The 23007-nt window shown below is 75.4% G+C and carries 19 protein-coding genes; 7 read left to right on the plus strand and 12 right to left on the minus strand.

The genetic code is table 11. The annotated features are described in order from the left end of the window. Window positions 1–6: 6 nt before the first annotated feature. The 6 genes from sucB to SXIN_RS23720 form a co-directional block, all read right to left on the minus strand. Entirely contained in the window at window positions 7–1791 is a 1785-nt protein-coding gene (gene sucB, locus SXIN_RS23695; RefSeq protein WP_095757498.1) for a 2-oxoglutarate dehydrogenase, E2 component, dihydrolipoamide succinyltransferase, read from the minus strand. 47 nt (window positions 1792–1838) lie between these two features. Next, complete coding sequence (gene lpdA, locus SXIN_RS23700) at window positions 1839–3227, minus strand: dihydrolipoyl dehydrogenase (RefSeq protein ID WP_019709396.1); 1389 nt, start codon at window positions 3225–3227, stop codon at window positions 1839–1841. Window positions 3228–3759: 532 nt separating this feature from the next. Continuing rightward, the gene (locus SXIN_RS23705; protein WP_019709397.1) at window positions 3760–5289 is read right to left on the minus strand and encodes a leucyl aminopeptidase; all 1530 of its coding nucleotides are present in this window, start codon (window positions 5287–5289) and stop codon (window positions 3760–3762) included. A 525-nt stretch (window positions 5290–5814) separates the two neighbouring features. Continuing rightward, window positions 5815–6570, minus strand: coding sequence for an adenosylcobinamide-GDP ribazoletransferase (locus SXIN_RS23710; RefSeq protein WP_238154015.1), 756 nt, complete (start codon window positions 6568–6570; stop codon window positions 5815–5817). 474 nt (window positions 6571–7044) lie between these two features. Further along, window positions 7045–8250 carry a nicotinate-nucleotide--dimethylbenzimidazole phosphoribosyltransferase gene (cobT, locus tag SXIN_RS23715; protein WP_095757499.1) on the minus strand — a complete coding sequence of 402 codons (1206 nt, stop codon included), beginning with the start codon at window positions 8248–8250 and terminating at the stop codon, window positions 7045–7047. 492 nt (window positions 8251–8742) lie between these two features. Next, window positions 8743–9945 (minus strand): bifunctional adenosylcobinamide kinase/adenosylcobinamide-phosphate guanylyltransferase, encoded by a 1203-nt coding sequence (locus tag SXIN_RS23720; RefSeq protein ID WP_095757500.1) that lies wholly within the window; start codon window positions 9943–9945, stop codon window positions 8743–8745. Window positions 9946–10139: 194 nt separating this feature from the next. On the opposite strand from SXIN_RS23720, the gene SXIN_RS23725 reads away from it, so the two are divergent. After that, window positions 10140–10349, plus strand: coding sequence for a hypothetical protein (locus tag SXIN_RS23725; RefSeq protein WP_019709399.1), 210 nt, complete (start codon window positions 10140–10142; stop codon window positions 10347–10349). 181 nt (window positions 10350–10530) lie between these two features. Here the strand turns inward: SXIN_RS23725 and SXIN_RS23730 are convergent, their stop codons facing one another. Together SXIN_RS23730 and SXIN_RS23735 are read right to left on the minus strand one after the other, a co-directional pair. Next, a complete protein-coding gene (locus tag SXIN_RS23730; RefSeq protein ID WP_095758170.1) occupies window positions 10531–11292 on the minus strand; it encodes a class I SAM-dependent methyltransferase in 762 nt (253 codons plus the stop codon). Between the two features lie 95 nt (window positions 11293–11387). Then, a complete protein-coding gene (locus SXIN_RS23735; protein ID WP_050364597.1) occupies window positions 11388–11981 on the minus strand; it encodes a DUF3043 domain-containing protein in 594 nt (197 codons plus the stop codon). Between the two features lie 337 nt (window positions 11982–12318). Between SXIN_RS23735 and SXIN_RS23740 the strand changes: the two genes are divergently transcribed. The 4 genes from SXIN_RS23740 to SXIN_RS23755 all read left to right on the plus strand — a co-directional run bounded on the left by SXIN_RS23740 (window position 12319) and on the right by SXIN_RS23755 (window position 15851). Then, on the plus strand, window positions 12319–13155 hold the full coding sequence (locus tag SXIN_RS23740) for a PspA/IM30 family protein (RefSeq protein WP_050930877.1): 837 nt from the start codon (window positions 12319–12321) through the stop codon (window positions 13153–13155). 132 nt (window positions 13156–13287) lie between these two features. Further along, window positions 13288–13566 carry a PspA-associated protein PspAA gene (gene pspAA, locus SXIN_RS23745; protein ID WP_019709403.1) on the plus strand — a complete coding sequence of 93 codons (279 nt, stop codon included), beginning with the start codon at window positions 13288–13290 and terminating at the stop codon, window positions 13564–13566. A gap of 102 nt (window positions 13567–13668) precedes the next feature. Beyond that, a complete protein-coding gene (locus tag SXIN_RS23750) occupies window positions 13669–15147 on the plus strand; it encodes a sensor histidine kinase (RefSeq protein ID WP_095757501.1) in 1479 nt (492 codons plus the stop codon). Next, window positions 15144–15851: a response regulator gene (locus tag SXIN_RS23755; RefSeq protein WP_019709405.1), complete on the plus strand. Its 708-nt coding sequence runs from the start codon at window positions 15144–15146 to the stop codon at window positions 15849–15851. Before SXIN_RS23750 ends, SXIN_RS23755 begins: the two co-directional genes overlap by 4 nt. Before the next feature lie 203 nt (window positions 15852–16054). On the opposite strand, the gene nadA is transcribed toward SXIN_RS23755, so the two are convergent. Next, window positions 16055–17242: a quinolinate synthase NadA gene (gene nadA, locus SXIN_RS23760; protein ID WP_039821668.1), complete on the minus strand. Its 1188-nt coding sequence runs from the start codon at window positions 17240–17242 to the stop codon at window positions 16055–16057. 257 nt (window positions 17243–17499) lie between these two features. Here nadA and SXIN_RS23765 point away from each other — a divergent pair, with 257 nt between their 5' ends. Beyond that, a complete protein-coding gene (locus tag SXIN_RS23765; RefSeq protein ID WP_019709407.1) occupies window positions 17500–17856 on the plus strand; it encodes a HesB/IscA family protein in 357 nt (118 codons plus the stop codon). A gap of 96 nt (window positions 17857–17952) precedes the next feature. On the opposite strand, the gene SXIN_RS23770 is transcribed toward SXIN_RS23765, so the two are convergent. Beyond that, complete coding sequence (locus SXIN_RS23770) at window positions 17953–19623, minus strand: hypothetical protein (RefSeq protein ID WP_095757502.1); 1671 nt, start codon at window positions 19621–19623, stop codon at window positions 17953–17955. A gap of 160 nt (window positions 19624–19783) precedes the next feature. Next, a complete protein-coding gene (locus SXIN_RS23775) occupies window positions 19784–20023 on the minus strand; it encodes a hypothetical protein (protein WP_019710520.1) in 240 nt (79 codons plus the stop codon). Window positions 20024–20201: 178 nt separating this feature from the next. Here SXIN_RS23775 and SXIN_RS23780 point away from each other — a divergent pair, with 178 nt between their 5' ends. Beyond that, window positions 20202–21176 (plus strand): carbohydrate kinase family protein, encoded by a 975-nt coding sequence (locus tag SXIN_RS23780; protein WP_019710521.1) that lies wholly within the window; start codon window positions 20202–20204, stop codon window positions 21174–21176. 30 nt (window positions 21177–21206) lie between these two features. Here SXIN_RS23780 and SXIN_RS23785 read toward each other — a convergent pair whose 3' ends face one another. Beyond that, the gene (locus tag SXIN_RS23785; protein ID WP_095757503.1) at window positions 21207–22772 is read right to left on the minus strand and encodes a cysteine desulfurase/sulfurtransferase TusA family protein; all 1566 of its coding nucleotides are present in this window, start codon (window positions 22770–22772) and stop codon (window positions 21207–21209) included. Window positions 22773–23007: the final 235 nt, after the last annotated feature.

The following is a 23007-nucleotide window of genomic DNA, read 5'->3' on the forward strand; positions in this document are numbered from 1 at the left end:
GAGCCCTTACAGGCCGAGGTCGCTCTCGAACGCGCCTTCTTCCAGGCGGGTCTTGAGGGTCCCCAGGAAGCGGGCCGCGTCGGCGCCGTCCACCAGGCGGTGGTCGTACGTCAGCGCGAGGTAGACCATGTCGCGGATGGCGATGGACTCGCCCTCCGGGGTGTCCACCACGACCGGACGCCGGACGGTGGCCCCGATGGCCAGCATCGCGACCTGCGGCTGGTTGAGGATCGGGGTGTCGAACAGCGCTCCGCGCGAACCGGTGTTCGTCACCGTGAAGGTGCCGCCCGACAGCTCGTCCGGCTTGAGGCCGCCGTTGCGGGTGCGGTTGGCCAGGTCGGCGGTCTTCTTGGCGATGCCGGCCAGGTTCAGGTCACCCGCGTTGTCGATGACCGGGACGAAGAGGCCCTTCTCCGTGTCCACCGCGATGCCGATGTTCTCGGTGTCGTGGTAGGTGATGGTCTCGTCGTCGTTGATCTTGGCGTTGACGGCCGGGTGGACCTTCAGCGCCTCGGTGACGGCCTTCACGAAGAACGGCATCGGGGAGAGCTTGACGCCCTCGCGCGCCAGGAACTGCTCCTTGGCCCGCGCCCGGAGCCGCATGACGCGGGTGACGTCCGCCTCGATCACGGTGGTCAGCTGCGCCGAGACCTTGAGGGACTCGGTCATGTGCTTGGCCGTGGCCTTGCGGATCCGGCTCATCTTCACCGTCTGGCCGCGCAGCGGCGACGGCTGCACCGGGGCGGCGGCCTTCGGGGCCGGCGCGGCGGCGGCCGGAGCCGCGGCCTTGGCGGCCTCGGCGGCGGCGATGACATCCTGCTTGCGGATGCGGCCGCCGACACCGGTGCCCTTGACCGAGGACAGGTCCACGCCGTGCTCGGCGGCGAGCTTGCGGACCAGCGGGGTGACGTACGCGCCCTCACCGCCGGCCTCGGCGCCGGCCCGCGGAGCCGGCGCGGGGGCCGGGGCGGGCGCGGGAGCGGCCGGCTGGGGTTCCGGAGCCGGGGCCTCGGCGCGCTGCGGTGCCGGGGCCTGCGGAGCCTGCGGTTCCGGAGCCGGGGCGGGCTCGGGAGCCGGAGCGGGGGCGGGCGCCTCCTGCTTCGGCGCTTCCTGCTTCGGGGCCTCCTGCGCCGGCGCGGGGGCCGGGGCGGGAGCGGCGGCCGGGGCCTGTCCGGCCGCGCCGATGACGGCCAGCTTGGCGCCGACCTCCGCGGTCTCGTCCTCGCCGACCAGGATCTCCAGCAGGGTGCCGGCGGCGGGCGACGGGATCTCGGTGTCGACCTTGTCCGTGGAGACCTCCAGCAGCGGCTCGTCGGTCTCGACCGACTCGCCGACCTCCTTCAGCCACCGGGTGACGGTGCCCTCGGTCACGGACTCGCCCAGGGCGGGCAGTGTGACCGGGGTGCCCTCGGCGCCTCCGCCGGACGGCGCCGGAGCGGCCTCCTGCCGCGGGGCCTCGGCCTGCGGGGCCGGGGCGGGCTCGGGCTCGGGCTGCGCCTCGGCCGCCGGGGCGGCCTCGGCGGCCGGAGCCGCGGTCTCGGCCGGGGCGCCGGAACCGTCGTCGATGACGGCCAGTTCGGCGCCCACCTCGACGGTCTCGTCCTCGGCCACCTTGATGGAGGAGAGAACACCGGCCGCCGGGGCCGGGATCTCGGTGTCGACCTTGTCGGTCGAGACCTCGAGCAGCGGCTCGTCGGCCTCGACGCGTTCACCCTCGGCCTTCAGCCATCGGGTGACGGTGCCCTCGGTCACGCTCTCGCCGAGCGCCGGGAGGGTTACGGAAACCGCCATGGTTTCGGTTGCTCCTATCGAATGGTGCGGATGTGGGCGCGCCCGGATCAGTCGTGGGAGTGCAGCGGCTTGCCGGCCAGCGCCAGGTGGGCCTCGCCGAGCGCCTCGTTCTGCGTGGGGTGGGCGTGGACCAGCTGTGCGACCTCGGCCGGCAGCGCCTCCCAGTTGTAGATCAGCTGCGCTTCCCCGATCAGTTCGCCCATCCGGTCACCGACCATGTGGACGCCGACCACGGCGCCGTCACGCACCTGGACGAGCTTGATCTCGCCCGCGGTCTTCAGGATCTTGCTCTTGCCGTTGCCGCCGAGGTTGTACTTGAGGGCGACGACCTTGTCGGCACCGTACATCTCCTTGGCCTTCGCCTCGGTGACGCCGACGGAGGCGACCTCCGGGTGGGAGTAGGTGACGCGCGGCACGCCGTCGTAGTCGATCGGCACGGTCTTCAGCCCGGCCAGCCGCTCCGCGACGAGGATGCCCTCGGCGAAGCCGACGTGCGCCAGCTGGAGGGTCGGCACGAGGTCGCCGACGGCGGAGATCGTGGGGACGTTGGTCCGCATGTACTCGTCGACGAGGACGTAGCCGCGGTCCATGTTGACCCCGGCCTCCTCGTAGCCGAGGCCCTGCGAGACGGGGCCGCGGCCGACGGCGACGAGCAGCAGCTCGGCCTCGAACGTCTTGCCGTTCTCCAGGGAGACCTTCACGCCGTCGTCCGTGTACTCGACGCCCGAGAAGCGGGAGCCGAGCGAGAAGGTGATGCCGCGCTTGCGGAAGGCGCGCTCCAGCAGCTTGGAGCTGTTCTCGTCCTCGAGGGGGACGAGGTGGGGGAGCGCCTCGACGATGGTCACGTCCGTACCGAAGGACTTCCACGCGGAGGCGAACTCGCAGCCGATGACGCCGCCGCCGAGGACGACCACCGACTTCGGCACCCGGTCCAGGTTCAGCGCGTGGTCCGAGGAGATGACGCGGTTGCCGTCGATCTCCAGGCCCGGCAGGGACTTCGGCACCGAGCCGGTCGCCAGCAGCACGTGCCGGCCCTCGTAGCGCTGCCCGTCCACGTCCACCGAGGTGGGCGATGACAGCCGGCCCTCGCCGGTGACATACGTCACCTTGCGGGAGGCGACCAGGCCCTGCAGGCCCTTGTACAGGCCGGAGACCACACCGTCCTTGTACTTGTTCACGCCCGCCATGTCGATGCCGTCGAACGAGGTCCGGACACCGAACGAGGCGCCGTCGCGGGCCTGGTCGGCGACCTCACCGGCGTGCAGCAGAGCCTTCGTGGGGATGCAGCCGCGGTGCAGACAGGTGCCGCCGAGCTTGTCCTTCTCGATGAGTGCGACGTCCAGGCCCAGCTGCGCCCCGCGCAGGGCGGCGGCGTAGCCACCGCTGCCGCCGCCGAGGATCACTAGGTCGAAAACGGTGCTGGCGTCGTTCGCCACGTCACGTCCTCCATGCATGGGTGCGCCGGAGCCGGTCTTCCGAGACCGGGCGGCGGCTGTTGTTCGGCCGCTGAGTTCTTCAAGCCCGTCCGTGTGGCTCGCTCGGTACGTGAGCCGGGGCCCTGTCCTGCCGAGACAACATCTTCGCATTTGTTGACGGCCGACGGGACGCGGGGCCGGTCCTCGGGACGCCCGTCCGGCCGAGGCGGGGAGTTACTCGCGCGTAGGGCCGGTGGGGGCGGGCCGCGGGGCCCGGTGGACACTGGTTGGTTGCCCGGGCGCCTGCCCCGGAGGGGCCGAGGGATGCCCGCGCGGATTTCGTTCAGGGCGAACGCACGGACGAACGCGGGGCGGTCGGCGCGCTCCGGCCGGGGGCACGCGGCATCCCGGCGCCGGACCGCCGTCGGAACGGCGCCGGCCGCCGCCGGACCGGTGTTCCCGGTCCGGCGGCGGCCGGTGGTGGAGCGGCGCGCGTGGAGGCGACGCGCGCCCGTCGCCGTCGACCGGCGCCGGTCGGCGCCGCCCGGTGCGTTCAGCCCAGGTCGCCCGCCGCGGTGCGCTCGGCCAGCCGCACCAGCGTGCGGACCGCCGAGCCCGTACCGCCCTTGGGGGTGTAGCCGTACGGGGCGCCCTCGTGGAAGGCGGGACCCGCGATGTCCAGGTGCGCCCAGGTGATGCCCTCGCCCAGGAACTCCTTGAGGAAGAGACCGGCGACGAGACCGCCGCCCATCCGCTCGCCCATGTTGGCGATGTCGGCCACCGGGGAGTCCATCCCCTTGCGGAGCTCCGCCGGCAGCGGCATCGGCCAGGACTGCTCGCCCGCCTCCTGGGAGATCTCGTGCAGCGAGGCGCGGAAGGCGTCGTCGTTCGCCATGATGCCGAACGTGCGGTTGCCCAGCGCCAGCACCATCGCGCCGGTCAGCGTCGCCACGTCCACGATCGCGTCCGGCTTCTCCTCCGAGGCGCGGGCGAGCGCGTCCGCCAGCACCAGCCGGCCCTCGGCGTCGGTGTTGAGCACCTCGACGGTCTTGCCGCTGTACATCCGCAGCACGTCGCCGGGGCGGGTCGCGGTGCCGGACGGCATGTTCTCGGCCAGCGCCAGCCAGCCGGTGACGTTCACCGCGACGCCCAGCCGCGCCGCCGCGACGACGGCGGCGAACACGGCGGCCGCACCGCTCATGTCGCACTTCATCGTCTCGTTGTGGCCCGCCGGCTTGAGGGAGATGCCGCCCGAGTCGTAGGTGATGCCCTTGCCCACCAGGGCGAGGGTCTTCTTGGCCTTGGAATGCGTGTACGAGACCCGGACCAGCCGCGGCGGGTTCTCCGAGCCCTTGCCGACGCCGAGGATGCCTCCGTAGCCGCCCTTGGCGAGCGCCTTCTCGTCCAGCACCTCGACCTTCAGGCCGTGCTCCTTGGCGGCCTCCTGCACGGACGCCGCGAAGGACTTCGGGTGCAGGTCGTTGGGCGGCATGTTGACCAGGTCGCGCGCCCGGTTGACCTCGGCGGCCAGCGCCGTCGCGCGCTCCGCCGCCGCCTTGAACGCCTTGTCGCGCGGCTTGCCGCCCAGCAGGGTCACCTCGGCCAGCGGCGTGCTCTTGTCGTCCTTCTTCCGGCCGCCCGCCGGGGCGGAGCGGTAGGCGGTGAAGGTGTACGCGCCGAGCAGCGCGCCCTCCGCCACGGCCGCCGCGTCGTCCGCGTCCTCGACCGGCAGGGCGAACCCGCCCTTCTTGGCACCGGCCAGCGCACGGGCCGCCGTACCCGCGGCCCGGCGGAGCACCTCGCCGTCGAACCGGTCGCCCCCGGCCGGGGCGTCGCCGAGGCCGACCGCCAGCACGACCGGGGACTTGAAGCCGGACGGCGCGGGCAGCTTCGTCACCTCGCCCTCGCCGCCGGTGGCGCCGAGCGTCTCCAGGACGGCGGCCAGCTTGCCGTCGAAGGCCTTCACCACGGCTTCGGCGCCGGCCGCGGCCACGGGCCCCTTGGCGCCCTTGGCCACGCCGACGACGATGGCGTCCGCGCGGAGCGCGGCCGGGGACGAAGTGCTGAGAGTCAGTGCAGTCACGGTGGTGGGGTCTCTCTCTTCCGTTGAGTTCCTCGGCCGATGGATGGGCCGGCCGCGCCCGGGGGCATCGTATGCGCCGGGTGAAACCCGGCTGCCGATGGACGGGCGTGGGGGGTCCTTCTCCGGGAACCCTAGCCCTCACCGGCGGGCCCGTTCAGCGCCCGGCCGCGGCCGCCGGCGCCCCGCCGGCCCTCCCGGCGCCGGTCGCCGGGGGCGCGGGGCGGGGAGGGAGCGGGGCGCGGTCGCCGTACGGCAGTTGACGCCCCGGCGGGACGCGGCGCGGCCTGCTCGCCGCCCGGCCGTCCCGCGGCGCGGCGGCGGGGGCGGGCTGCCGCCGAACGGCCCGCGGCCGGCGGCCCGTTGGCCGTGTGCCCCGGCGCGGACGGTCCGGCGGGGCCGCGGATGCCGCTTCCGGGGCGGCGGGACGGCCGTCCGGCCCGCCGCGGACGCCGCGTCCCGCACGGTGCGCCCAGCCGCCCAGCCGCCCAGCCGCCCAGCCGCCCAGCCGCCCAGCCGCCCAGCCGCTCAGCCGAGGACGAGCACGACGAGAGCCGCCGTCGCGGCCGTCTCGGCGAGGGCGCCGAAGACATCGCCCGTCACCCCGCCGAACCGCGACCTGCAGTGGCGGAGCAGGAGTTCGGCCGCGCCGAGAGCGGCCAGGACGGCGAGCACGGCCCGCAGGGCCGCCCACGGGCCGAGGAGGGCCCCGGCCGCCGCGCACACCACCGCCGTGACCGCCGCCACGGTGAGCGCCGTCCGTACGGGGACCACGCCCGCGACCGCCGCGCCCAGCCCCTCCGGGCGGGCCGCGGGCACCCCGGCGCGGGCGGCCAGGGTGAGGGCGCAGCGCGCCGCCGCGGCGGTCACGGCCAGGGCGACCGCGCCGGCCGCCCAGCCGTCCGCGTACAGCTCGGCCAGGGCCGCGGTCTGCGCGAACAGCACCAGGACGAGGGTGACGACCCCGAACGGGCCGACGTCCGGCTGCTTCATGATCCGCAGGGCTTCCCCGGCGGGCCTGCCGCTGCCGAGGCCGTCGGCGGTGTCGGCGAGACCGTCCAGATGCAGCCCGCGGGTGAGCGCCGCCGGTACGGCGACGCCGGCGACCGCGGCCAGCAGCGGGCCCGCGCCCAGCAGGAGCAGCACACCGCCGAGCGCGCCCGCGCAGAGACCCAGGACGGCGCCGGCGACCGGGGCGCACACCATGCCGCCCCGCGCGGCGGTCCGGTCCCAGCGGGTGACGCGCACCGGCAGCGCGGTGAGGGTGCCGAACGCGAACCGCAGGGCGTCCTCCGGGGTGGCCGGCCCTCCGGCGGGGGAGTCCGGCTTCCCGGACGGCGGCGGAGGGGTGCCGGGCGGGAGCGGAGGGATGCCGGGCGGGGATGCCGGATTCCCGTCCGGGGGCACCGGGCTCCCGCCGGTGGGCGGGGTGCGCTCGTCGCGCGGTCCCCCGGCCCGGGAGGCCGGCCCCTCGCCCGGGGAAGCGGAAGCGGGGCCGTCGCCCGGAGACGCGGGGCGGCGCGGGTCGTCGGCAGTCGGCTCGGTCACGCGGCGCAGGCTATCCGGCGCCCCGCCGCCCGCCAACGGCCGGTGCCGCACGGATCCCGGCCGGGCCCGGGGAGCCGGGGCACGGCGGTCCTCGTCCCGCCCGCAGCCGATGCCGGGGCGGAAGGCCACGCCGGCCACCGCCCCGGTATCCGTTCCCCGGCGCGCGGCCGCCCCGCTGCCCCGGCGCCGTCGAGCCCTGTCCGCCGTCCGTCAGGCACTGCCGTCGCCGGACGGCTCCCGGGCGGCCGGTGCCGCGGCCGGCTCCGGCTCCGAGTCCCGCTCGGAGCCGGGCTCCGAGCCCGGCTCCGAGCCCGGCTGGGAGCCCGATCCCGAGCCGGTGCCGGGTTCCGGTGCCGGGTCCGGCCGCTCCTCGCGCCGTTCCGGGAGTTCCGCCAGCAGGGCGGCCGCCGCCTGCACCATCGGCAGGGCGAGCAGGGCGCCGGTGCCCTCGCCCGCTGTCACCCCGTGGTCCAGCAGCGGGTCCATGGCCATCCGGTCCAGCGCCTTCTCCTGCGCCGGCTCGCCGCTCGCCTGGCCCGCCAGCCACCAGTCCGGGGCGCGGAAGGCCACCCGCTGCCCGACCAGCGCGCAGGCGGCCGAGACCACCCCGTCCAGGATCACCGGCGTGCGGCGTACGGCGCACTGGAGCAGAAAGCCGGTCATGGCGGTGAGGTCCGCGCCGCCGGTGGCCGCGAGCAGTTCGAGCTGGTCGCCGAGGACCGGCCGGGCGCGGCGCAGCGCGTCGCGGATCGCCGCGCACTTGCGCATCCACGCCAGGTCGTCGATGCCCGCGCCGCCGCGGCCGGTCACCACGGAGGCGTCGGTGCCGCAGAGGGCGGCGACGAGGGTGCTCGCCGCGGTGGTGCCGCCGACGCTGAGGTCGCCGAGGACCACGAGGTCGGTGCCGGAGTCGGCCTCCTCGTCCGCGACGGCCATCCCGGCGCGGAACGCCTGTTCGGCCTCCTCGGAGGTGAGCGCGTTCTCGACGTCGATCCGGCCCGAGCCGCGCCGCACCCGGTGGCGTACGACCTCCTCGGGGAAGTCGCCGGGGTCGCAGTCCAGGGACATGTCCACGACGCGTATCCCGGCTCCGAACCGCCGGGCCAGCACGGCCGCCGGGCTCTCCCCGTCGAGGACGGCGCGCACGAGCCGGTGCGCGCTCCCGGCGGGGCGGCCGGAGACGCCCAGCGCGGCCACCCCGTGGTCACCGGCGAAGAGCACGAGGCGGGGCCGTTCGACCGGCCTGACGGCGACCGAGTGCTGCGCGGCGGCGAGCCACTCGCCGAGATCGTCCAGCCGTCCGAGGGCCCCGGGCCGTACGGCCAGCCGCTCCCTGCGCTCTTCGGCGTCACGCCGTACGCCGGAGTCGGGGCGCTCGATCAGATTGCCGAAGTCATCGAGATTCAGACCGCTCATCCGCCGCACCCTACCCTCGCCGGGCGGCCGCCCGGACGCCACGGGGCGGGCTCCCGCCACGGGGGTGGTACGGGACCGCGGGTGGCAGTCACCGCCGTCCCCGGGGCGGCCGGTGCGAGCGGTGCCGCGAGCCGGGGTCACCGGGCGGGGGCAGCCGCCCGCGGGCAGCCGCCCGATCCCGGGCGAGCGGGTGCGGGGGCGGCCGGACGTGGCCGCCGGGGACGTCGGCCGCGGGGCGCGTGACGCCGTGCGGGGAGGACGCGCTGGAGGACTCCGCGGCTGCCCGGACCGCCGGCCCGCGCTGAGACGGGCCCCGGTGCCGGAAGTACCGGACCGATGGTCCGCTCGACCCGGACCGCCGGTCCGTCCGGTCCGGACCGCCGGTCCGCACGCTCCGGACCACGGGACCGGACCCCGGCAGCGATCAGCCCGCCGCGCCCGGCGCCCGCCGCCCGCGGGGTGCGGCACGGGACCCCCGCTCCTCCTCTTGGCTCAGCCGCGCAGCGCAAGGGCCTGGCCGGCGACCACCAGCAGGACGTGTTCGCACTCCGCCGCCACGGCCGCGTTCAGCCGGCCCAGTTCGTCCCGGAAGCGCCGTCCCGACGCGGTGGCGGGGACGACCCCCGAGCCCACCTCGTTCGAGACGGCGACGACGGTGCGGCGGGTGGAGCGGATGGCGGACACCAGCGCCTCCGTCCGTGCCCGCAGGGCGCGTTGGCCGCCCCCGGCCGCCCACACCTCGTCGTCCCAGGCGTCCACCGCGTCCATCGCGTGCGTCAGCCACAGCGCGAGGCAGTCGATCAGCAGCGGGGGGCCGTCCCCGGCCAGCAGCGGCACCAGGTCGCAGGTCTCCGTGGTCCGCCAGCTCCCCGGCCGGCGCTCGCGGTGCAGCGACACCCGCGCCGCCCACTCCCGGTCCCCCTCGCGGGTGCCGCCCGTCGCCACGTAGAGCACTTCCGGATACGACTCCAGCCGCCGTTCCGCCTCCGCCGACTTGCCGGACCGGGCGCCGCCCAGCACGAGCGTGCGCCGCGGCGGGGCGGGGGGCACCGGATGCCCCCGGGTGCCGAGTGCCGTGCCGTCCGGTACGGCCCGGGCGCCCGCCGCCGCCAGCCGCCGGTGCAGCTCGGTGCCCGGCGGTGTCCCGTGGCCGAGGTGCACGCCGATCACATCGGTGGTGGCCGTGACCGCCCCGGCCGCCCGCAGCCGGGCCAGCGCCTCGGGCCGGCCCAGGACGTCGAGCAGCACCACGCCGTACGGGGCCGGGCGCGGCGGCATGCCCGCCGGTGCCGCGCCCGGGGGCAGGTACAGCAGGTCGTCACCGTCCGGCCCGGTGACCGAATAGCCGGTGCCCGGGGCGTCCACCGCGACCGCCCGCACCCGGTGCCCGCTGATCAGCGCCAGTTCGCGGCCGTCCGGCACCCGTCCGGGAGCGGGCAGGCCGGCGGGCACGTCGACGGCCGGCCCGGTGTGCGGGTGCGAGAGCAGCACCTGCCGTACGCCCCGCAGGGAGCGCCCCGCGCGGGCGGCGGCCTGCACGGCGTCCGGGGTCAGGTCGAGCAGGAGGGCGCCGTCGACGAAGACCGAGGTGGCGGTCCGGGCGTCCGCGCCCACGGCGGTCGCGCAGGAGGCGCAGGGGCAGCCCGGGAGCGGCAGCCCGCCCGGGGCCCCGGTGCCGAGGAGAGTGAGTTCCACGCCCTGATCGTCTCGCGTCCCGGGCCGGTGGCACGCACGGCCTGCCGGGCGCGCCCCCCGGGTGCGCCCCCGCGGTCCCGCGATGGGGTGAGGCGCCGGACCGGCGGGCCCGGGGCACGGGAGGGCGCCGGCCCGCCCGCCGCATAGGGTGGGCGCAGCACCTCATCACAGGAGCCGGCAGCCGGGAGGCGTACATGGCGTGGACGTGGCGGTTCGAGAAGTCCGACGGGACGGAGACGGCACCCGCGGTCGAGCCGGGCGAGTTCAGCACCCAGGGCGACGCGGAGTCCTGGATCGGCGAAGTGTGGAAGGAGCTCCTGGAGGGCGGCACCGAGCAGGTCACCCTCTTCGAGGACGGCACGGAGATCTACGGCCCGATGAGCCTCAGCGCCGCCGAGGGCTGAACCGGCGCGGCGGAGCGGGCGGGCGGGGCGCCGACGGCGTACCGGCCCGCCCGCCCGCCATCCGGGAGCCCGCACCGGAGGGAAGCAACGGAAGTAAAGCTTGTAACAAGCCGGGAGCTCCCCCGGAACGGCTCCGGAAGAACGAGACGGCCGCACCGGCGGCCCCGCCGCCCCGCGCGGACTACGCGTCCGCCACCGCTTCCCCCGGCGCTCCCCGTACCCCGCACACGTGCAGCAGCGCCGCCACCGAGCGGTAGGGGTCGGTGCGCCCCGCCCGGTCCTCGGCGGCCAGCATCAGTTCCAGCTCGCGCACGCTGCCCGGATGCGCGTTGTCGGCCACCTGGTCGGTGAGCACCCGCACCCCGTACCAGGCGTGCAGCGGGGCCCCGATCCCGGAGAGCGTGGCGGAGACCGCGTCGAGCCGGTCGGCGCGGGCGGTGCGGCCGGCCCGGGTGGCGTAGGTGGTGGAGTCGAAGGAGGCGAGCGCGGTCTCCCAGTCGCCCGCCAGCCCCGGGCGCATGGCCAGCGCGTCGGCGTTCCGTACGAGCAGCGACAGCAGGCCGCCGGGTGCCAGCACCCGGGCGAGGCCGGCGAGTAAGGGATCGGGCTGCTCCGTGTACATCAGCACCCCGTGGCAGAGCACCACGTCGAAGCTGCCGGGCAGGAAGTGCACGCCCGTCTCGCGGCTGTCGCCCTCGATCAGCTTGAACCGCTCGCGTATGCCCTCGGGCTCGGCGGCCAGCGCGGTGCGCACGGCCTTGATCAGCGGCGCGTGGGACTCCAGACCGGTGATCCGGTGGCCCGCCCGGGCCAGCCGCAGCGCCTGCGTGCCGTGGCCGAGGCCCACGTCGAGCACCCTGAGCCGCTGCCCGACCGGGAAGCGCGCGGTGATCTGCTCCTCCAGCTGCCGGGCCACGAGCTCCCGGCGGACGGTGTTGCGGATCCCCTCCGGACCGCCGAGCCAGTTCGCCGCCCCGTCCTCGGGGCGCCACTCCGCCTCGGCCGTCGTCCGGCCCGCCCCCGCGGCACTGTCCGTGCTCAGGGCCGCTCTCCGCGCTTGACCTGCGGCTTGGGCAGCCGGAGCCGCCGCATCTGCAGGGTGCGCATCAGGGCGTAGGCCACGGCTCCGCGGCGGGGCTCGTCCGGGAAGCGGGCGGCCAGCTGCTTCCGCAGCCGGACTCCGATGCCGATCGAGTCGATCACGATCATCACGATGACGCCCATCCACAGCAGCAGCGAGGCGTTCTTCACCTGCATCGACGGGAGCATGCTCAGAATGAGGATGATCACCGCCAGCGGCAGGAAGAACTCCGCGACGCAGAACCGGGAGTCGACGAAGTCGCGGGCGAAGCGCCGGACCGGGCCCTTGTCCCGGGCGGGCAGATAGCGCTCGTCACCGCTGGCGAGGGCTTCGCGCTGCCGGGCGAGGTCCGCGCGGCGGGCCTCGCGGGCGCGCTTGGAGGCCTCCTTGCGGTTGGCCGGCGTCGCGGCCACGGTGCGGCGCTGCGACTGGGCGACCGCGCGCTTGGGCGTGGGCCGGCCCTTGGGGGCCTGCGGGTCGCGGGGCTGCTTGGAGCTCGCGGCCACCCGGGGGGTGGCGGCCTGCTCATCCTTGGAACGGCTACGGAACACGAAACCCAAGGGTACGGGGTCCCACGGGCCGGGCCACAGCCCGTACCGGGCACGATCCCGCAACGGTCGGTCCACGGCCGGTTCCGCGGGGTCGCCGGAGCCGGTTCCGGACGGCGCGGGAGCCGGGATGCGGGGCCGGTCCCATGGGACGGGTCCGGACGGGGTACCAGACCCTTGGGGCCCCGGCCTACTCCCTGCGCCGGAGAAGGCCGTCGCGTGATCGTCCTGCAGGAGGAGCGCATCCGCGGCCGATCAGTGCGGTAATGGGAGCAGGGCCCTTACTGTGGGTCCGAGGACTGCCCGAGGACGAGCCCGGAGAAGGGGGCGCGCGAGACCCATGAGCGGTGTCATGAAGCGGATGGGGATGTTGTTCCGCGCGAAGGCCAACAAGGCCCTGGACCGGGCGGAGGACCCGCGCGAGACCCTCGACTACTCGTACCAGAAGCAGCTGGAGCTGCTGCAGAAGGTCCGCCGCGGCGTCGCGGACGTCGCCACCTCCCGCAAGCGGCTGGAGCTCCAGCTGGGCCAGCTGCAGAGCCAGTCCAGCAAGCTGGAGGACCAGGGCCGCAAGGCGCTCGCCCTCGGCCGGGAGGACCTCGCCCGCGAGGCGCTGTCCCGCCGGGCCGCGCTCCAGCAGCAGGTGACGGACCTGGAGACCCAGCACCAGACCCTGCAGAGCGAGGAGGAGAAGCTCACCCTCGCCGCCCAGCGGCTGCAGGCCAAGGTGGACGCCTTCCGTACGAAGAAGGAGACCATCAAGGCCACCTACACCGCCGCCCAGGCGCAGACCCGGATCGGTGAGGCCTTCTCCGGCATCTCCGAGGAGATGGGCGATGTCGGCCTGGCGATCCAGCGCGCCGAGGACAAGACCGCGCAGCTCCAGGCGCGGGCCGGCGCGATCGACGAGCTGATGGCCTCCGGGGCGCTCGACGACCCGACGGGCATGGCGAAGGACGACATCGCGGCCGAGCTGGACCGGCTCTCCGGCGGCACGGACGTCGAGCTGGAGCTCCAGCGGATGAAGGCGGAGCTGGCCGGCGGCAGCACCCAGCAGCAGGCCATCGAGGGCGGCGGCGCGCAGCAGCAGCCGCAGGGGCAGCAGCCCCAGCAGGCGCCGCAGACCCAGCAGCCGCAGAATCAGCAGCAGACCCCGCCGGACTTCGGCAAGCACTGACAGCGGGGCGCCGGGCGGCTCGGCACCCGGCAGCGGCAGGGACGGTACGGCAGCAGGCAGCACGGCACCGGGCATCCGGAGACCGGGACCGGCCCCGGCGGGCCGGCAGTGGCAGCGGCAGAGGAGGTCGTCGTGATCGTACGGATCATGGGGGAGGGGCAGGTGAGGCTGGCCGACAGCCACTTCGCCGAGCTCGACAAGCTGGACGACGAGCTGCTCGCGGAGATGGAGGGCGGCGACGAACCGGGCTTCCGCCGCACCCTCCACGCACTGCTCGACGCCGTGCGGGAGTTCGGCGAGCCCCTGCCGGACGACGCCCTGGAACCCTCCGAGCTGATCCTTCCGTCGCCCGACGCCACCCTGGACGAGGTCCGGGAGATGCTGGGCGACGAAGGGCTCATCCCGAGCTGAGGGCGGGTCCCCGGAGGCCGCCCCGGCCCGTCCGCCCCGGTACGGGTACCGGGGCCGCCGGTCCGGTCACGGGCAGCCGCCGGACCCCGTACCGTTCCTGTCGTGACAACCCTCGCCGCCGGTCCGGGCCTGGCCCGCTCGCAGCGCTGGCTGCGCTCGCACCCCCTCGCGGTCGACGCCGTGCTCGCCGGCGTCCTGCTCGTCCTGGTCCTCGTCAGCCTGGCGGTGGGCCACAAGCCGTACGGGCAGCCCCGGTTCTGGGAGCGCACCCCCGAGCCCTCCAGCGTCGTCATCGCGGTGCTCGCCTGCTCGGCGCTGATCCTGCGCCGCCGGATGCCGGCCCGGGTGCTCGTCTGCACCGGCGCGCTCACTCTGCTCGAACTGGTCACCGGACCGGGCGAGAAGGGCACACCGGTCGCGCTGACCGCGGCCGTCGCCCTCTACACCGTCGGCTCCCGCACCGACCGTTCGACGACCTGGCGGGCCGGGGCCGTGGCCGTCGTCGCGCTCACCACGGCGGCCGCGCTGTTCGGCCCGCGCCCCTGGTACGGGCAGCAGAACCTGGCCCTCTCCGCCTGGATGGGCATGGCCGCGGCCGCCGGTGACGCCGTCCGCAGCCGCCGCGCGTTCGTCGACGCCATCCGGGAGCGCGCCGAACGGGCCGAGCGGACCCGCGAGGAGGAGGCCCGCCGCCGGGTGGCCGAGGAGCGCATGCGGATCGCCCGCGAGCTGCACGACGTGGTCGCCCATCACATCGCCCTGGTCAATGTGCAGGCGGGGGTCGCCGCGCACGTCATGGACAACCGCCCCGACCAGGCCAAGGAGGCGCTGGCCCATGTGCGGGAGGCGAGCCGCTCGGCGCTGAACGAGCTGCGCACCACCGTCGGCCTGCTCCGGCAGTACGGCGACCCGGAGGCGCCGACCGAGCCCGCGCCCGGCCTGGGCGTGCTGGACCAGCTCGTCGGCGGCTTCGTCCGGACGGGGCTGCCGGTGGAGGTGGAGGTCTCCTCCACCGAGCCGCGCGGCCCCTGGTTCAGCCGCCGCGCGGAGCAGGCCGCGGCCGTGACCGGGGAACTGCCCGCGGCGGTGGACCTCACGGCGTACCGGGTGGTGCAGGAGGCGCTGACCAATACGCACAAGCACGCGGGGGAGGGCGCCGCCGCCCTGGTCCGGATAGCGCGGGGCGCGGAGGTCCTGGAGGTCAGCGTCCTCGACGACGGGGCGGGCGCCGCCGCTGCCGCGGCATCCGGCGCCGCGGCCCCCGGCAGTACGGTTCCGGGCGGCCGGCCGGGCCCGCAGCGCGGACCGGACCGCGGCGCGCCGCACGGGGACCCGCCGGACCCGGCGGGCGGGGAGCCCGCCGCCTCCGGTCCCCCCGGCGGTCACGGCCTGCTCGGGATGCGGGAGCGGGTGTCGGCGCTCGGCGGGGTGTGCGAGACGGGCCCGCGCCGCGGGGGCGGCTTCCGGGTCCACGTACGCCTGCCGCTCACCGCCGACGGGATGGCCGCCGCGGACGCCGCGGCGGAGGCGTCCGCCGATGCCGCCTGCCGGGTCGCGCGGCGGAGAGAGGGAGCGTTGTGACCATCCGTGTGCTGCTCGCCGACGACCAGGCCCTGCTGCGCAGCGCCTTCCGGATCCTCGTCGACTCCGAGCCCGGCATGGAGGTCGTGGGCGAGGCGTCCGACGGCGCGGAGGCCGTCCGGCTGGCCGGGGAGCGCCGGGCCGACATCGTGCTCATGGACATCCGGATGCCCGGCACCGACGGGCTCGCCGCCACCCGCCTGATCAGCGCCGATCCGGAGCTGTCCGGGGTGCGCGTGGTGATGCTGACGACGTTCGAGGTGGACGAGTACGTGGTGGAGTCGCTCCGGGCGGGCGCCTCCGGATTCCTCGGCAAGGGCGCGGAACCGGGGGAGCTGCTGGCCGCCATCCGTACCGTCGCGGCGGGGGAGTCGCTGCTGTCGCCGGCGGCGACCACCGCGCTCATCGCCTCCTTCCTCTCCCAGGGCGCGCCCCCCGGCGAACCGCCCGCGGGCGGCGGTGACGGCGGCGACGGGCGGGACGACGGCACCGGCCGGCTGGACGTCCTCACCGGCCGGGAGCGGGAGGTGCTGGGCCTGGTCGCGGCGGGGCTCTCGAACGGCGAGATCGCCGAGCGCCTCACCGTCTCCCCGCTGACCGTGAAGACCCACGTCAACCGGGCGATGGCCAAGCTCGGCGCCCGCGACCGGGCCCAACTGGTCGTGATCGCCTACGAGTCGGGCCTGGTACGGCCGAGGGTGTAGCCGGGGGCGCGCGGCGCGTACTGCTGGTGCCGACGCTCTACGCGATGGTCGAGCTCCGCACGGAGCGCCGCGCGGCGAAGCGGGCCGCCAAGCGGGAGCGGTCCGGCGCGAGCCCGAACGGCGGGAGCCCGCACGGGGAGAGGCCCGCCCCGCACCGTCCTGGTGCGGGGCGGGCCTCTCGCTCGCCTTCGGGCCGGCCGCGGCTACGGCAGGGCGAGCATCCGCTCCAGCGCGACCTTCGCGTACTTCTCCGTCTCCGGGTCCACCTGGATGCGGTTGACGACCCTGCCGTCCGCCAGCGACTCCAGGGCCCAGACCAGGTGCGGCAGATCGATCCGGTTCATCGTCGAGCAGAAGCAGACCGTCTTGTCGAGGAAGGAGATCTGCTTGTCCTCGGCGGCGAAACGGTTCGCCAGCCGGCGGACGAGGTTGAGCTCCGTGCCGATCGCCCACTTCGACCCGGCGGGCGCGGCCTCCAGGGTCTTGATGATGTACTCCGTCGACCCGACGTAGTCGGCTGCGGCGACGACCTCGTGGCGGCACTCCGGGTGCACCAGGACATTGACGCCCGGCACCCGCTCGCGCACCTCGTTGACCGAGTCCAGCGAGAAGCGGCCGTGCACCGAGCAGTGCCCGCGCCACAGGATCATCTTCGCGGAGCGCAGCTCCTCGGTGGTCAGACCGCCGTTCGGCTTGTGCGGGTTGTAGACCACGCAGTCGTCCAGGGACAGGCCCAGGTCCCGTACGGCGGTGTTGCGGCCGAGGTGCTGGTCGGGGAGGAAGAGCACCCGCTCGCCCTGCTCGAACGCCCAGTCGAGTGCACGCCGGGCGTTGGAGGAGGTGCAGATCGTGCCGCCGTTGCGCCCGGTGAAGGCCTTGATGTCGGCGGAGGAGTTCATGTACGAGACGGGCACGGTCGAGCCGGCTATGCCCGCGTCGGTCAGCACGTCCCAGCACTCGGCGACCTGCTCGGCGCTGGCCATGTCGGCCATCGAGCAGCCCGCGGCGAGGTCGGGGAGGACGACCTGCTGGGCGTCGCCGGTGAGGATGTCCGCGGACTCGGCCATGAAGTGCACACCGCAGAAGACGATGTACTCGGCCTGCGGCCGTGCGGCGGCCTCCCGGGCGAGCTTGAAGGAGTCACCGGTCACATCGGCGAACTGGATGACCTCGTCCCGCTGGTAGTGGTGGCCGAGGACGAAGACCTTGTCCCCGAGCTTCGCCTTGGCCGCCGCGGCGCGGGCCACGAGGTCCGGGTCGGACGGCGCGGGCAGATCGCCGGGGCATTCCACACCGCGTTCGCTCCCGGGATCGGCCTCGCGGCCGAGCAGGAGGAGAGCGAGCGGTGTCGGAGACACGTCGAGAGGCTGGGCGGTGGTCACTGCACGCACCTTTTCCTGTTCTGCAGACACCCTTTTCGTCTGAATGACGCTATCTATCATAACCGCTTCACGTCACGTTGACGATGGCGCTTGTGTCGATGTGACGCATCCGTCCGGCGGGCGGGCCCGGCCGGAACTGTCTCCTTCCGGGCGGGTGTGCGAGCATGAACAGCGGAAGTGATGGCGATACCGCCGCCCGGAATGAATCCGGGGCGCCGTGGGTTGAGCCGACGGCAAGCGATCCGTACAACCCGGGAGAGAAGCAGATGTCCGTTCAGGACGAGAAGACCACCGCGAGTGACGGCATCCTCCTGTCCGACGCGGCCGCGAGCAAGGTCAAGGCGCTGCTGGAGCAGGAGGGCCGCGACGACCTCGCGCTGCGGGTCGCGGTGCAGCCCGGGGGCTGTTCCGGTCTCCGCTACCAGCTCTTCTTCGACGAGCGTTCCCTCGACGGCGACGTCGTGAAGGACTTCGACGGGGTCAAGGTCGTCACCGACCGGATGAGCGCCCCCTACCTGGGCGGTGCCTCCATCGACTTCGTCGACACCATCGAGAAGCAGGGCTTCACCATCGACAACCCCAACGCCAGCGGTTCCTGCGCCTGCGGCGACTCGTTCAGCTGACCCCGGCCGGACGCGGGACATACCGGAGGCGGCGGACCGTGCGGTCCGCCGCCTCCGGCGTGCCCGGCCGTCCCCACCGCGGGAGGCCGGGGACGCTCACTCCTTCCGCGGGACGCGCTCGCCGTCCGCGGCGTCCACGACCCGGCGGTCGCCCAGCGGCTCCTTGAGCTCCACCGTCTCCTTCATCATCTTCGCCATCTTGACGCAGGCGCGGCCCGGTTCCTTCTCGGTGCCGGTGATCCGGACGGTGACCCGCTGCTCGGTGCTCTCGGCCGACAGTTCGTAGTCGGTGCAGACCCCGCCCCAGAAGCGGACCGTCAGCTTCCGGCCGTCCGTGCTGTAGGTCTCCACCCGGGTCAGGCCCTCGTCGCCGCCCGGCCCGCCCGGTTCGGCGGGCCCGGAGGTCGGCCGGTCCCCCGGGGCGGACGAGCCGCCGTTCCCCGCGATGTGCTCCGGCTTCACCGCCGGATAGGTCACCGTGAAGGTGTCCCCCTCGCCCGCGCCCGGCGCCTCCACGGCGAACAGCCAGGCGGGCACCAGGGCCTGCTTCCCGGCCACGAAATGCGCCGCGTAACCGAAGACGGCCTTCCGCACCGTGGCCGGCCCGGGCTCCGCGGGCGTGGTCCGGTCCGGCTCGCTCCGCTCGGTGTCCTCTCCGCCGGAACCCTCCCCGGCGGGGCCGTCCTGTGCGGGATCGTCCTGCCCGGACCGGGCGGGCGCGGGCAGGGCGCTCGGCGCGGTGGCGGGCTCCCCGCAGGACGGGCTCCCCGGTTCGGAGCCGTCCGCGTGCGGCACCGCCGAGGCGCAGCCGCCGATGCCGACCCGTCCGCCGCCGGCGGACCTGTTGAGCCGCTCCAGCGCCTCCTCCGCGCCCAGCACCGGATACTCGGGGCCCTTCCCGAGCTTCGCCAGATGCCCGCTGCCGCCGACCACGTCGCCCCCCGGCCCGATCCGCAGACCGGTGTGCCAGCCGTAGGTGGGCAGACCGTCCACCACCGGGTCGGCGTTCACCACCCGTACGGCGCCCGTGGCCGTACCGGCGTCCACAGCGGCGTCCGCCAGTCCGGCGGCCTTGAGCACGGGGCCGGCGGCGCGCTTCGCCTCCGCCTCGGAGACGGGCTCGCCCTCGGCGGGACCGTCCGGGGGCACGGGGCACTTCGCGGACGAGGAGGAGCTGTCCGAGCCGGACCCCTTCCCGGGCCCGTCCTGCTCCTGCTCCTTCTTCTCCGGCCCGGCCGGCGGCTCCGCGCAGTCGTCGCTGCCGGCGGGGCCGAAGCGCTGGTACGTCCAGGTGCCGGGAGCGTTCCTGGCGACGTCCAGCTTCGGGCCCGTCGCGTCCCGGAGCGGGCCGAACTTCCAGGTGTCACCGGCCAGTCGCGCCGGGCCCGGCACGTCCAGGGCCCGCGCCAGCCGCTCGGCGGCGGCGCGGCCGACCTCGCCCCGGGGACGGTGCACGGGGGCGGCGTCCGGGCCGTCCGGAAGCTCGCCCTCCGCGACGTAGGTGCGTCCGGCGGGGTCCGGTTCGCCGGGGGCGATCCCCGGGCCCTCCGCCGCTCCGGCGTATCCGTCCAGCCGCAGGGGCGGGGGGTCGCCCGCCGCGGGCGCCGAACCGCCGTCGCCCGCGGTGGAGGCCCAGTACGCCCCGCCACCGCCGGCGAGCAGCACCGCCGCCGCGACCGACGCGGCGATGATCGTGGAACGCCGCTGCCGCGGCCTGTCCGGGGCGTGCTGCTCCGGTGCGTCCTCCGGAGGTCGCTGGGTGCTCACCGCATCGCTCCTATCGCTCCGCTCGACGCGGGACGGCGGCGCGCGCCGGTCCGCGTATCGGTCCCTCTCGCGCCCCTTGACCGGGACACGCCGATGGGACGGAACGGAGGAGCGTACGGTTCCCCCTTTCGGGTGCGGGGACTCCGCTATCCGGACGGGCTCAGTCGCCGTACTCCGACATTCCGTCCAGAAGCCGCGCGGAGGAGGCCGGGACCCGGACGCCGTGGATCCGCGACGGCGGTACGGGCTCGGCGTGCGCCGCGGCGCCCGCCCGCCAGTGCGGGGCCATCCGCGAGCAGTCGCCGCGGAGTTCGGCCAGTCCGTCGTCCAGCTCCAGCGGCGTGGGGTCGGTGGTGACCGGCAGCGCGGGGGATCCGGGGTGATGCGGTGTGATCGGCATGACGACTCCTGGGCCGGGCTGGGAACCGCACAGGCGGAACGCCTGTCTCCTCGCACCGTATGCATCCCGGCCCGGGCGAAGAAAGCCCTACTATCGGGTAGTTTTCACCGGTCGGAGGCGCCGCCCGGACCGGGTAGCGTGAACCGTCCCCTTCCGCCGCCCGCAGGAGAAGCCCGCCGTGCGTATCGCTGTCACCGGCTCCATCGCCACCGACCATCTGATGACCTTCCCCGGCCGCTTCGCCGACCAGCTCGTCGCCGACCAGCTCCACACGGTCTCGCTCTCCTTCCTGGTCGACGCCCTGGACGTGCGGCGCGGCGGAGTCGGCGCCAACATCTCCTTCGGCATGGGGCAGCTCGGCGTCCGCCCCGTCCTGGTCGGCGCCGCCGGACCGGACTTCGACGAGTACCGCGCCTGGCTGGAGCGGCACGGCGTGGACACCGGCTCGGTGCGGATCTCCGAGATGCTGCACACCGCCCGCTTCGTCTGCACCACGGACACCGACCACAACCAGATCGGCTCCTTCTACACGGGCGCGATGAGCGAGGCCCGCCTGATCGAGCTGAAGTCGGTCGCCGACCGGGTCGGGGGGCTGGACCTCGTCCTCATCGGCGCGAACGACCCGGAGGCGATGCTCCGCCACACCGAGGAGTGCCGGACCCGGAACATCCCCTTCGCCGCCGACTTCTCCCAGCAGATCGCCCGGATGACCGGCGAGGACATCCGGATACTGCTCGACGGCGCCACCTATCTCTTCGCCAACGAGTACGAGAAGGGGCTCATCGAGTCCAAGACCGGCTGGACCTCCGAGGAGATCCTGGGCCGGGTCGGCACCCGTGTCACCACCCTCGGGGCCAACGGCGTGCGGATCGAGCGGAGCGGGGAGGAGCCGATCGAGGTCGGCACCGCCGAGGAGGAGGCCAAGGCCGACCCGACCGGCGTCGGCGACGCCTTCCGCGCCGGCTTCCTGGCGGGCGTCGCCTGGGGCGTCGGTCTGGAGCGCGCCGCCCAGATCGGCTGCATGCTGGCGACCCTCGTCATCGAGACCGTCGGCACCCAGGAGTACGAACTGCGCCGCGCCCATTTCATGGACCGCTTCACCAAGGCGTACGGCCACGAGGCCGCGGCCGAGGTCCGGGCCCATCTGGCCTGAGCCGACGGGCTTTCAGGGGTCTGTCCGGCCCTACGCCCGGCGGCGCACCAGATACACCGCACCGCGCTCCGCCGGGCGTTCGCCCGCGTACTCCTGGTCCCGCATGGCGCACCAGGCCGGGATGTCCAGGCGCGCGGCCTCGTCGTCGGCCAGGACGGCGACCAGCGCGCCGTCCGGCACCTCCCCGATGACCTTGGCGAGCTCGATCACCGGGATCGGGCACCGCCGTCCCAGCGCGTCCACGGTCAGCGCGGGCTCCTCGGCGCCGGCCGCTTCCGGAGCGGCTCCTTCCGCGGGCTCGGTCCGCTCCGCCGGGGCCCGCTCGGCCCCGGCCCCGTCCGCCGCGGCCCGCTCCGGCGCCGGAACGCCGGGGGAGGCGGCGGACGCGGCGTCCGGCCCCGCGACGGAGGCCGCACCGGACGCCCCCCGCCCGGCCCCCGCCGGGCCCGCGGCCTCCTCCCCCGGCAGGGGCGCCCCCAGCCGGCCCCGCACCTCGCCCACCGTCTCCGGCAGGACGGCGAGGAACCGCTCGACGTCCTCCGCGGCGGTCCCGGCCGGCAGGGACACCCGGACGTTGCCCTCGGACAGCACCCCCATGGCGCGCAGCACATGACTGGGCACCAGAGTGCTCGCCGTGCAGGAGGAGCCGGAGGAGACCGAGAAGCCCCGCCGGTCCAGCCCGTGCAGCAGGGCCTCCCCGTCGACGTAGAGACAGGAGAAGGTGACGAGATGCGGCAGCCGCCGCACCGGATCGCCCACCACCTCGACATCCGGCACCACTTCCGGCACCCGCGCCCGGATCCGGTCCACCAGGGCCCGCAGCCGCACCGCCTCCCCCTCCGCCTCCTGCCGCACGGCGCGGAGCGAGGCGGCCGCGGCCAGCACCGCCGGGATGTTCGGGAAGCCGGGGGCGCGGCCCGACTCCCGCTCGTCCGCCGGCCCGCGCGGCGCGAACCGCACGCCCTTCCGTACGGCGAGCAGCCCGACCCCGGGCGGCCCGCCCCACTTGTGGGCGCTCGCCGCCAGCAGCGACCAGCCGCCGTCCACCGGCCCCCACGCCAGCGACTGCGCGGCGTCCACGAGCAGCGGCACCCCGGCGCCCCGGCACGCCTCGGCGACCTCGGCCACCGGCTGCTCGGTGCCCACCTCATGGTTGGCGGACTGGAGGCAGGCGAGCGCGGTGTCCGCGCGCAGCGCCCCGGCGTAGCGCCCGGCGTCCACCCGGCCGGTCCGGTCCACGCCGGCCTCCTCCACGGTGCCGCCGTCCGCGGCGTGGGCGGCGGCCGACTGCAGGACGCAGGAGTGTTCGACGGCCGAGACGAGCAGATGCCGCCCGGCGCGCCGGCGGCCCGCGAGGGCGCCGGCCATCCCGTCGTACACCGCCCGGGTGCCGGAGGAGGTGAAGACCAGTTCGTCGGGCCGGCAGCCGGCCGCCTCGGCGGCGGTCTCCCGGGCCGCGTCGAGCAGCATCCGGGCGCGCCGGCCCTCGCGGTGGAGCCGGGCCGGGTCGGCCCAGCCCTCGTCGAGCGCGGCGAGCAGGGCCTGCCGGGCGACGGGGTGGAGCGGCACGGAGGAGGCGGAGTCGAAGTAGGCCACGCCCCGACGCTAACCCCTGCCCGGCGGGTCCGACACGCCCGTCCCGTACGGGCGCCCCGGCGGGGCCGTTCCCGGTCCCGCGACCTCCCGAAAGGCCCCCGCTCACGGGGTGCGGAGGGCCGCGTTCCCCACCTTCGGGGAGTCGCGCGGCGCGTTGGGCACCCTCCCCGCGCGACGTGAAATGGCGTCCAGTAGGGTTTGGTCCGCATAAACATCCAAACCCCTGCCCGCGACA

It is taken from the genome of Streptomyces xinghaiensis S187 (assembly GCF_000220705.2).
Taxonomy (GTDB): Bacteria; Actinomycetota; Actinomycetes; order Streptomycetales; family Streptomycetaceae; genus Streptomyces; species Streptomyces xinghaiensis.